8 protein-coding genes and 2 pseudogenes are annotated in these 10,075 nt (G+C 41.6%); 9 read left to right on the top strand and 1 reads right to left on the bottom strand.

Going from position 1 to position 10,075, the window contains the following annotated elements; translation table 11 throughout:
- The first annotated feature begins 195 nt into the window (after positions 1–195).
- The 8 genes and pseudogenes from AAHB15_RS29465 to argC all read left to right on the top strand — a co-directional run bounded on the left by AAHB15_RS29465 (position 196) and on the right by argC (position 7,083).
- Complete coding sequence (locus AAHB15_RS29465; protein WP_218350289.1) at positions 196–660, top strand: MarR family winged helix-turn-helix transcriptional regulator; 465 nt, start codon at positions 196–198, stop codon at positions 658–660.
- A gap of 163 nt (positions 661–823) precedes the next feature.
- Positions 824–1,579, top strand: coding sequence for an SDR family oxidoreductase (locus tag AAHB15_RS29460; RefSeq protein WP_342043859.1), 756 nt, complete (start codon positions 824–826; stop codon positions 1,577–1,579).
- 234 nt (positions 1,580–1,813) lie between these two features.
- Positions 1,814–2,983: a YhgE/Pip domain-containing protein gene (locus tag AAHB15_RS29455; protein WP_342043858.1), complete on the top strand. Its 1,170-nt coding sequence runs from the start codon at positions 1,814–1,816 to the stop codon at positions 2,981–2,983.
- Positions 2,984–2,990: 7 nt separating this feature from the next.
- Complete coding sequence (locus tag AAHB15_RS29450; RefSeq protein ID WP_342043857.1) at positions 2,991–3,428, top strand: Asd/ArgC dimerization domain-containing protein; 438 nt, start codon at positions 2,991–2,993, stop codon at positions 3,426–3,428.
- A gap of 82 nt (positions 3,429–3,510) precedes the next feature.
- Positions 3,511–3,687, top strand: a pseudogene (locus AAHB15_RS30365) (TetR family transcriptional regulator C-terminal domain-containing protein); the annotation flags it as partial.
- A gap of 438 nt (positions 3,688–4,125) precedes the next feature.
- The gene (locus tag AAHB15_RS29445) at positions 4,126–5,469 is read left to right on the top strand and encodes an SCP2 sterol-binding domain-containing protein (RefSeq protein ID WP_335562565.1); all 1,344 of its coding nucleotides are present in this window, start codon (positions 4,126–4,128) and stop codon (positions 5,467–5,469) included.
- Between the two features lie 76 nt (positions 5,470–5,545).
- A complete protein-coding gene (locus AAHB15_RS29440) occupies positions 5,546–5,803 on the top strand; it encodes a TetR family transcriptional regulator C-terminal domain-containing protein (RefSeq protein ID WP_446715902.1) in 258 nt (85 codons plus the stop codon).
- Positions 5,804–6,018: 215 nt separating this feature from the next.
- Positions 6,019–7,083, top strand: coding sequence for an N-acetyl-gamma-glutamyl-phosphate reductase (gene argC, locus AAHB15_RS29435; RefSeq protein WP_342043855.1), 1,065 nt, complete (start codon positions 6,019–6,021; stop codon positions 7,081–7,083).
- A 1,117-nt stretch (positions 7,084–8,200) separates the two neighbouring features.
- Here argC and AAHB15_RS29430 read toward each other — a convergent pair.
- Positions 8,201–8,599: a rhodanese-like domain-containing protein gene (locus tag AAHB15_RS29430; RefSeq protein WP_335574802.1), complete on the bottom strand. Its 399-nt coding sequence runs from the start codon at positions 8,597–8,599 to the stop codon at positions 8,201–8,203.
- Between the two features lie 196 nt (positions 8,600–8,795).
- Here AAHB15_RS29430 and AAHB15_RS29425 point away from each other — a divergent pair.
- Positions 8,796–9,062: pseudogene (locus AAHB15_RS29425) on the top strand (class II fructose-bisphosphate aldolase); the annotation flags it as partial.
- Between the last annotated feature and the right edge of the window lie 1,013 nt (positions 9,063–10,075).

Below are 10,075 nucleotides of genomic sequence, written 5' to 3'. Positions count from 1 at the left end.
GGAAGAGTCCAGATTGATCTTTGTTCAGCAATCGGGCCATATTCTTGAATAACAGTTAGATTGTATTGCGAAGAGATTAAGATGATTATAAAGATTGACATCGACACAATACGTGTATATACTCGTAATTATGAGAGAATAAAATTCAACAGTTGGAGTATATCTTCTTGATTGTAGGAAAGGTTGGTGAAAATTATGAGAGAGCAAAATTCAACGGCAGATTTTTCAGGGACGACCGATTATGCAGCAGAATGCGCTAGCTTGAATTTAAGAAAGGCGTCCCGGTTCATTACCAGTTTATATGATGAATATTTAAGACCAGTCGGGCTTCGGTCTACACAGTTGTCATTGTTGATGGCACTTGAACAGGCCGGGTCTGTCACCATTACATCTCTCTCCGAAATTCTTCTGATGGATCGGACCACATTGCCACGAGATCTCAAGCCGCTTGAGAGACAAGGCTGGGTGTCGATCACGGAAGGGGAGGATCGCAGGAAACGATTTATTGCTCTGACACCCGACGGCCGGGACCTTCTTAAGCGTGCGCTGCCGTTATGGGAACAGGCGCAAATTCGTATTCGAGACTATATGGGCGATGACCGTTATAAAGGTTTTCTTGGTCAATTGTCTGATATCGTTAAGCTGAACAGGCAAGATTAATTTTTTTATCAAAAATGGTGTATATACACTTATTTTGATTCGGGGCATGGATTTCTGTCTCAGTATGCCGCTGCTTGCGATGAACATGTCTTAATGTTCCTTCGATAATGTATATGATCCCTTAGATGAAGGTAAATTAAATTATTTTTTGGAGGGTTTACAAATGAAGCTTACAGGAAACACGATTTTTATTACAGGCGGCGGTACGGGAATTGGCCGTGGTCTAGCAGAAGCTTTACACAAACTTGGAAACAAAGTTATCATCTCTGGGCGGCGAAAAGAGCGTCTGGAGGACACGATTAAAGCGAATCCCGGGATGTCCGGAGTAGAGTTGAATGTACAGGATCCTGACAGCATAAAGGCGGTCGCCAAGCAGTTAATCGAAGAATACCCGGATTTAAATGTCTTGTTTAACAACGCCGGCATCATGCTGCCCGATAACGCAGCAGGCGTGATCGACGAAGATGTTTTGGTTTCGACTGTCACGACAAACTTGCTTGGGCCAATCCGTATGACGTCTGCGTTAATGGAGCATTTGAAGTCCAAAGAAGAAGCAGTTATCATCAACACGACTTCGGTACTTGGATTCGTGCCGCTAGCGATGACCGCTGTATATTCGGCGACGAAAGCAGCACTCCATTCCTACTCGCTTTCTCAACGGTACATGCTTAAAGACACTTCGGTAAAAGTACTGGAAATGGCGCCGCCGGGGGTTCAAACGGATCTGATAAATCTCAACAATCCGCACGCGATGTCGCTTACGCAATTCATTGAAGCAACGATGAAGGTACTTGGTACGGATACAGACGAGGTTCTGGTGGAAGAAGCGAAAATACTTCGAAATAACCCGGGCCCGAGCGAAGGCGCTTTTGTGACCCAGTTCAACGATATGATGTCTGAGCCGCCAAAGGGTCATTAATCCGCCATCTTGACGAAAATATACGATAAAATATAACATTCCACATATTGGCATTTTGTTCTTACTCAAAGCAAATTAAAAGCATGATTGAAAATAAGCGAAGGTGTATACACCGCAGTTCAGGGAGGAAAAGAGTTTTGAAAACCTATCGCCGGATGGAAAAAGGAGCCGTACATTTTAAACACACGTTTAATTAATACAGACATTTAATTATGACAAAAGGAGAGATGTGCCATGAAAAATGCAATGATCGCATTGCTTCGCCAGCCCACTACGATTATCGGAGTTGTTGTGGCATTTATGTTTCAGATCATTTTTAGTATCGTATGGATGACAGGCTACAACGGAATTACCGACAACACCAAGAATTTGATTATCGCCATCGTTAACGAAGATCAAGGACTCGGGGCTAACATCGCTGACGAACTTGCCGGGAACCTGCCTTTCCGAATCGAGAGGATGGATTCGTTGTCCGCCGCCCAGACGAAGTTGAACAAACGAGACGTGCAGATGGTGCTGTATCTGGCATCCGATTTCTCCAAGCAGTTGCAAACTCCAGGTCAAACGGCGCAAATCCATTACTACTTGAACGAATCGAACCCGCAATTCATCAAGAGCATTATGCAATCGGTTGCCAGCAACGTTACGGCGATTGCCAATAAGCAGGCGATTGCCGCAGGAGCGCAGGCGAAACTGACGCAGGTAAGCCCGAATCTCCCGACTGCCCAGGCACACCAGATGGCGCAAGGACTGTCCGAACGCGTCACATCCGACATGCAGACGTCCAACAAAGTGAACGGTATGCACAACCAGATGGTGCCGATGATGCTCGTCCTCGCTTGCTTCGTCGGATCGATGATCAAAGCGCAGAACCTGCAGATTTCCGTCAACATCGTCTCACGGCAATACGGCAGATGGAACGCATTCGGCGCCAGAGTGATGCTCAACGTCATTGCGGCGGCGGCGGTCGGACTCGTCAGTACGACGATGGTTCATTTGCTCGGCGGGCAATCCGTCGTCAGCTTTGCCACGATGTGGGGCTTCGTGTCGCTCGTGTTACTCGCATTCATGTTTTTCGCTCAAATGTTCCTGATTCTACTCGGCAACGCGGGCATGTTTCTTAACATCATTATGCTTGCGACACAGTTGGTTTCTTCCGGAGCGATTGTACCGCGTGAGCTGCTGGGCTCGTTTTATAATCGGGTGAGCGACTATTTGCCGGCCACTTACGCGGTGGAGGGGATCATGAACCTGCTTTTCGGCGGTCCGAGCTTGGGTGCGAGCGCCATGACGCTTGTATGGATATTGGTTGTATGTCTCGCTATCAGCGCTGCCGGTGTCGCCGTCAGCCGCAGGAAGCGCGAAACCGCGCCAGCATCTGCTACCGCACCGGCCGAATGCTGACTTTCGATTGAAAAACAAAGAGGATTGGAAACGGGTATATGGCAAAACGCACAGTCAATGGAATTTGGTATCAGAAGCGGTCTATGGACTAACAGAACTACATCGAAAAGACATTAAGGGTACGAGACTTGTCGCAAATCCTGGGTGTTTCTCTTCATCAACAATCCTTGCACTTGCACCACTGGTGAGGGAAGGGCTCATTGATTTAGATAAAATTGTTGTAGATGGTATGTCAGGAACGGTTGGAGCAGGGAATAAGCTAGATCGTGCTCTGCATCAACCCGAAATACATAACAATATTTTATTCTACAACGTTGTGAACCATCGGCATAGCTATGAAATGGAACAGGAATTATCCGTAATTGCAGGACAATCCGTCCACGTGCACTTCACACCCCATAATGTGCTGATATCAAGGGGAATATTATATGAATGCTGCGATTGAGGCAGATGACGCAGACCCATTGCTTTCAAGAAAAAGTCCGTGAAGCAATGGATGGCTTGCTCGGAGTGGTTCGAATCTTGTTCAGAAAGGCATAGAGAAGGGTGAAATTAAACAAGGCGTGGATCCCGAGTTTGTGGCGACCGTGTTGATCTCCACGCTGGAGGGGGCGCTAACACTTAGCAAACTTTACAAGAACCCAGAGTACATGAAAAGAGCTGTGCATCATCTTAAATCCTTTCTTGCTCAGAACTATGCCTAGCAGTCTAAAAAAGAAGCCGGCGATGGCTTTTTTTACCCTAAAAAAAAGACCGATCGGTTTCCAAAACTACCTATAATACTTAAAAGGCGATACTGGGAAATCTGACAAGGATGCTGTCATAGTGGATGTCGTCCGATCATCGATAAGCAAGAAGAAAGAAACTATAAGTCTTGACCGTTACGATAAGCTTTCCGTACAAGTTCTGTCAGCCTTGGTAGAAAGCTTCACGACGGCGTACTTTGCGATGCTACTGATACAGCGATGAGAATAGCCTACGCATCTACCCTAAGCGAAGGGGAGACATTCACAACGCTAGAACTAAAAATCAATTTTACTAAGTCTGTATGGAATGCACGACTTCAAATAATTGGGCAGGCCATCATACAGTGTAGTACTGACGGATGGGCGTTAAATTGAACGACTAAGGAGTTGAGTACCATGAAAAAGATGACAATAAATGATCATCCTACCGTAAAACAATATTACAAGAAAAAGGAAATTATGCAGGGAACCGAAGGCAGGCGCATAGATACACAATGGTTGCGGAATTTATGTCTACATGCAGGAGCCGACGATGTTGGATTCGTCTCTATTGACCGAAACGAACTTGGAGACCAACGAAAAGAAATTTTGAATCTGTTTCCGGAAGCCAGGACGCTCATTAGTTTCGTCTGTAAAATGAACCGCGAGCCCTTGCGTTCGACAGCCCGATCTATTGCAAATACGGAATTTCATCATGTTGTCGATAACGTAACGCATATCGGACATGAAATCGTGAAAGAGCTTGAAGAGCAAGGCATCAAAGCATTGAATCCGCCAGCAGGATTCCCGATGGAGCAGGAAAGTACCGGAAAAGCATGGGTCATCTCACATAAACCAATTGCGGTTGCGGCTGGACTCGGACAAATCGGCATCCATAGAAATGTCATTCATCCCAAGTTCGGCAACTTTATTTTGTTAGGTACGATCCTTACAAATGCAGATATGACTTCGGAGAGTCAGCCCATTGATTATAATCCGTGTTTGGAGTGCAAATTATGCGTAGCTGCCTGCCCAGTAGGAGCCATTGGCGCTGATGGTCATTTTAATTTCTCCGCCTGTTATACGCACAACTATAGAGAATTTTCCGGCGGCTTTACCGATTGGGTGGAGAAGATTACCGACAGCAAAAATTCTAAAGCATACAGGGACAAAGTAAATGATGCAGAAACAGCATCTATGTGGCAGAGCCTTTCTTTTGGGGCTAGCTATAAAGCGGCCTACTGTTTGTCCGTTTGTCCTGCTGGAGAAGATGTAATTGGTGAGTTTCTTGATGATCGTAAGAAATTTTTGAAGGAGGTTGTCAAACCACTGCAGGATAAAAGCGAAATGGTGTATGTAGTGCCGAATTCCGACGCTGAGGATCATGTCAAAAAGCGTTTTCCCCATAAACAAGTGCGGTCGGTGAGCAACGGCTTACGATCGAAATCAATCCGGGCGTTTTTGGGAGTGCTTCCCCATATGTTTCAAAGAAATCAAGCAAAAGATTTAGCGGCTACCTATCATTTTACATTTACTGGAGAAGAGAATGCTCAAGCAACGGTTATCATTAAGAACAAGACCCTTACTGTGGAAAAGGGACATATCGGGGATGCAGATTTCCAACTTATTGCAGACAGTCAAACATGGATTCGGCTGATGGCCAAAGAAACAGGGATATTATCAGCCGTCATGTCAGGTAAAATTCGCACAAAAGGCCATTTAAAGTTGCTCAAGGCTTTCAGCAGGTGCTTTCCGTCATAAAAGAAGAGAAGATTTCAACAAAAAATGGGAAAAAGTACAATCGTTTTGTTAGTTTGATACATTATGTATCAAACTTGTGAATTCGGCGGTAGAATTGGCAGTACGCGATATAGATGTTGACACTAAGACCACTGAAGGTTTCACAAAAGCAGAACAAATGCTCAAGGAAATTATTCTCTGGGGGCAGCAGAACGGTGAATTCACCCCTGATTACGATACCGAAGAGCTAGCGGAATATCTGCATAATGTATTGGTAGGACTAAGGGGAATGGCGAGAACCTCGACCGCTAAAGAAAAACTGCACCGCATAGCCAAATTTTCGATGAATTTTTAGAAAGATGATTTAATTTTATTAGAATGATCATTCCCATATACACGGATTTTCTCATTCATCTCATGCTATTCCTCCCTAAACCAAAATTACTTGCTTGTCACGCATAGACCGCAATTTTAAGGAAGCATATTGAGCATGAACAACGGCTCGTGGACAACCATGATCATATTATTTTTCAATACCCATTATAACGGAAGATATTTTTTCATTAAGGAGTGAGATTAAATGATTCGAGCTGGAATCTATGGAGCATCTGGTTACATGGGTGCAGAAGCACTCCGTGTGTTATAAGACATCCAAATGTAAGCGTGGAGGGGGCGACAAGTAGAGGGGATACTAGCATTGAAGTTTTCAATAAAAACTTTTTTGGAAGAGGGATTCAATATACTCATCCAGATGATGTCACGCCGTGTGATGTAGTTTTTGTTTCAGTCCCTAGTGGGATGGCAATGGACGTTGCGGCTAAATTTTTATCTCAAGGAGCCAAAGTGATTGATTTTGGTGCTGACTTTCGATTGAAAAACAAAGAGGATTGGAAACGGGTATATGGCAAAACGCACAGTCAATGGAATTTGGTATCAGAAGCGGTCTATGGAATAACAGAACTACATCGAAAAGACATTAAGGGTACGAGACTTGTCGCAAATCCTGGGTGTTTCTCTTCATCAACAATCCTTGCACTTGCACCACTGGTGAGGGAAGGGCTCATTGATTTAGATAAAATTGTTGTAGATGGTATGTCAGGAACGGTTGGAGCTGGGAATGAGCTAGATCGTGCTCTTCATCATCCTGAAATTCATAACAATATTTTATCCTACAACGTTGTGAACCATCGGCATATCTATGAAATGGAACAGGAATTATCCGCAATTGCAGGACAATCTGTCCACGTGCACTTCACACCCCATTATGTGCCGATATCAAGGGGAATATTAACCGTAAATCACTGTTTTCCTAAAAGAAGAGCAAAAAGAAAAGACTTGATAGAACTTTATCAAGAGTTTTATCGTAACGAGTTTTTCATTAAAGTAATCGATTTACCTTCCAATACGAATGGTTCGTGGAACTATGCTCCATATCCTTGGGTATCAGCTGTATCTTCCACAAATTTTTGCCATATCGGTTTGGACGTTGATGAATCCAGAGGTAGAATCGTTGTTCTCAGTGTCTTGGATAGCGTAGGAAAAGGTGGAGCATTGGTTGGGATTGAAAACATGAATGTTATGTTCGGTTTGGACGAGACAACAGGTTTAGATACATTTGGTATTCATCCGTATTGAAAAAGGTCGTTTTTGAGAGGAGTTATTAAGTTATTAAGTTATTAAGTTATTAAGTTATTTGGCAGGAATGTTAAGGAATAGAATTGTGAGATGTAGGAAGTATAACAATAAAATGGGTTAGCAATGGAGGTCTATTTATTTAAATAAAATGCTGGTATATCTCATTCTTTTATTTATAATAACTTCTCAACAAACTGTTTTAGCAGCTCCAATGACATTTGAGGATTGTATGACTCAACTTAATAATGAAATAGAAAAAGATATTAAAAAAAGTTTCCCTTTATTAGAGCAAATTGAGGGAGCTAATAATACTCGGAGATATGACTCCGACAATAGAAGTAAAATGATATTGAATTCGAGAAAGAGAAATAAGATCATAAAGTATATCCATCATTGACAGGGTTGGGGTCACTGGTTCAATTAGGGTCATCCTTCCTTTGGGGAAAAATGGAAAAAGAGGAGCGTTTATATAAACCGCCTCAATTCCTTATTTAATCCTATTTATAAAATAAGAAAACTGGTCACACCTTTGGTCACAACTTGGTCACAGAATAGATGTCTTAATATTTAATTAGAAAAAATTAAATGATATATGGCTTATCAAAAAGTGCATTAAATTAAGATTCTACGGTATTATTAAAAACTAAATGTAATCTAAAAAAATACCTACCCTCTAACTTCAAAACTGCTTGAGACCTGTGTCACAGAGCTGGTGAGTTCTAGCTTACTCCACTACGTACAAGAGTTTGAAAAGTAGGCAATATTTGACTCTTCCATTCGCCATGATCCTGATGGTCCTATCCATTGTTATAGCACCCGGTATGAGTTTTTTGATTAACTTTATCACAAACATTTGGACACCCTATTCTTGAGTGTTCTGTCTTTGTCTGCCATTATTTCTTTTCGTGGTGGCTAAGGTTAAAAGAGCGTTTTTGGAGAAGGATATAAGTTGATATTCTAATTGTAAATTATCTGTGTTACTCTATTTACAATTACATAGCACCCGAGTTAATTTCACATCCAAACAATAAAAAGAGGAGCAATGAACTCAGCTCCTCCACAATTGGTTTTCATTATTAGGGTGAAGAATAGGGGCAGTTCCCCTGACAATTTCACCTTATTGTGCGGGCTCAACCTCAAATCCAGCAGACTTCCATGCAGTCGTTCCACCTTCAATATAGGCAACATCTGTGAAGCCCATTTGTTTCAGAACATACGCTCCAAGCGCAGCCTGTCCACCAGCACCACATGTCACTAATACAGGGCGATTTCGATTAGCTAACTCTGGATTCCGTAAATGATCTGGCAACTCAAGGTCGGCACGGATAGGCAGCATCCCTAGTGAAATATTAACACTGCTTGGAATTAATCCGCATGCGCCAGCATCCGCTGCGTCCTGCACATCGATAACCAATGTGTTTGGATTTTCCTGAATCTTCTCACGTGCTGCAGCTGAACTAATACTTGGTACATTCTCACGAGCTTCTGCTACCATTTGAATAAATGTTTTTGCCATTTTGTAAACCCCCTATGTAGAATATTATCTCATAACACCTTATGGAAAATAAAAACTTAACTACTTGTCTGTTAAGTTACCTTACATGTTTAGTATACTTTTGCTATTATTGTTTGTCAATGCAATTACGGTACTATTCTAAACCTTAAAGTAGAAAAACATAAACATAGGTAACCATAATATGTATTAACTAAGTATTTGTAAAACTATTGAGTTACCGTTGGTCTTACATGGTGGAACTGGTATTCCGACCGAACAAATTAAAAAATCAATCTCATTAGGAACGGCAAAAATTAATGTAAATACGGAAAATCAAATTGCTTTTACGAAAGCAGTCCGTTCGATATTAAACACTGATCCTGATGTATATGACCCTAGAAAATACATAGTTCCGGGCCGTGAAGCTATTAAGGAAACGGTGATCGGAAAAATGCGTGAATTTGGTTCTTGTGGTCGGATTTAATTTTTTTGCTCTGTTAAATTTTGTTGTTGATTTTCGTTCCATCATCACTCAGCAAAATCAACAATGTCCTTTAACAGAGCTTTTTTCTAACATAAACAAAAATAGATATTTTCTTGCAGTGGTGGGTATGGCAGGTTTTGGGTTCTACATAATCCAACTGATCAGCCTTGCTAAGACCTAACAAAAGAGTTAGAAGTTTCAGTGCTTGTTCTCGCCAGAGTTAAAGAAATTTTTCAAATGGCTAAAGCAAAAGGATATGGTTCAGAAGATATGAGCGACGTCATTAAATGCTATGAAGAGTGGGCCGGGGTTACAGTTGAAAAAGTAAAATAAAATTCCGGGTCCCAGGCGATTATGTATTGCTTGGGATTTTTAATTTTAGTATCGTCGTTAGAAAAGCCTGTAGAACTTCTTCAAATCAACGATCAATCAATAGCCAACAGCCATCTACAGGAGTTGAAAAATAATGATCTACAAAGCTTTCTAAATGAAGTAAAGGAGCAATCCAACAAGCACATTTCCAAAAGAAATGGCATCCTTCTTGCTCAGTGATTCCGAGTACCTTTTGAAGTAAGTTGCACCTTTTGATTAATTTAATTGTTTACATAAAAGACTCCAGTTAGGGAGTCATCAAACTGCTGACAAATTCGAAGAATATCGAGTTTATCGGCAGTATTTTTGTGAAATTTAAGTATAGAAATTCCTTGGTGGATGAAATGCTAAATAAAAAAATACACAGATAAATCGTGAACATAATGAACTTATAGCTTTAGAACTTCATGTGGCTGCAAGATAATTTTCTTATTTCAATATGTGCTAAATTCACATTACCTATTATATATACGCCCGGACAACGTATCGTTTATATTTCAAGCAACACCACCAAACGGTCAGCAAGGAGGGGTTATTTAAAATGATAAACTTTTTGTACCTATGGAAAATAATCCCTCCATGAGAAAATCCCTTCTTTAGTAAAATGTACCCGATAGAGTAGACACTTAAAAAAAGTCCTC

The sequence above is a fragment of the Bacillus sp. OTU2372 genome, from assembly GCF_038440275.1.
Lineage (GTDB): Bacteria > Bacillota > Bacilli > Bacillales > Cytobacillaceae > Neobacillus > Neobacillus bataviensis_B.
The sequence above is the reverse complement of the archived record's forward strand: the minus strand, read 5'-3'. Positions and strand labels throughout refer to the sequence as shown.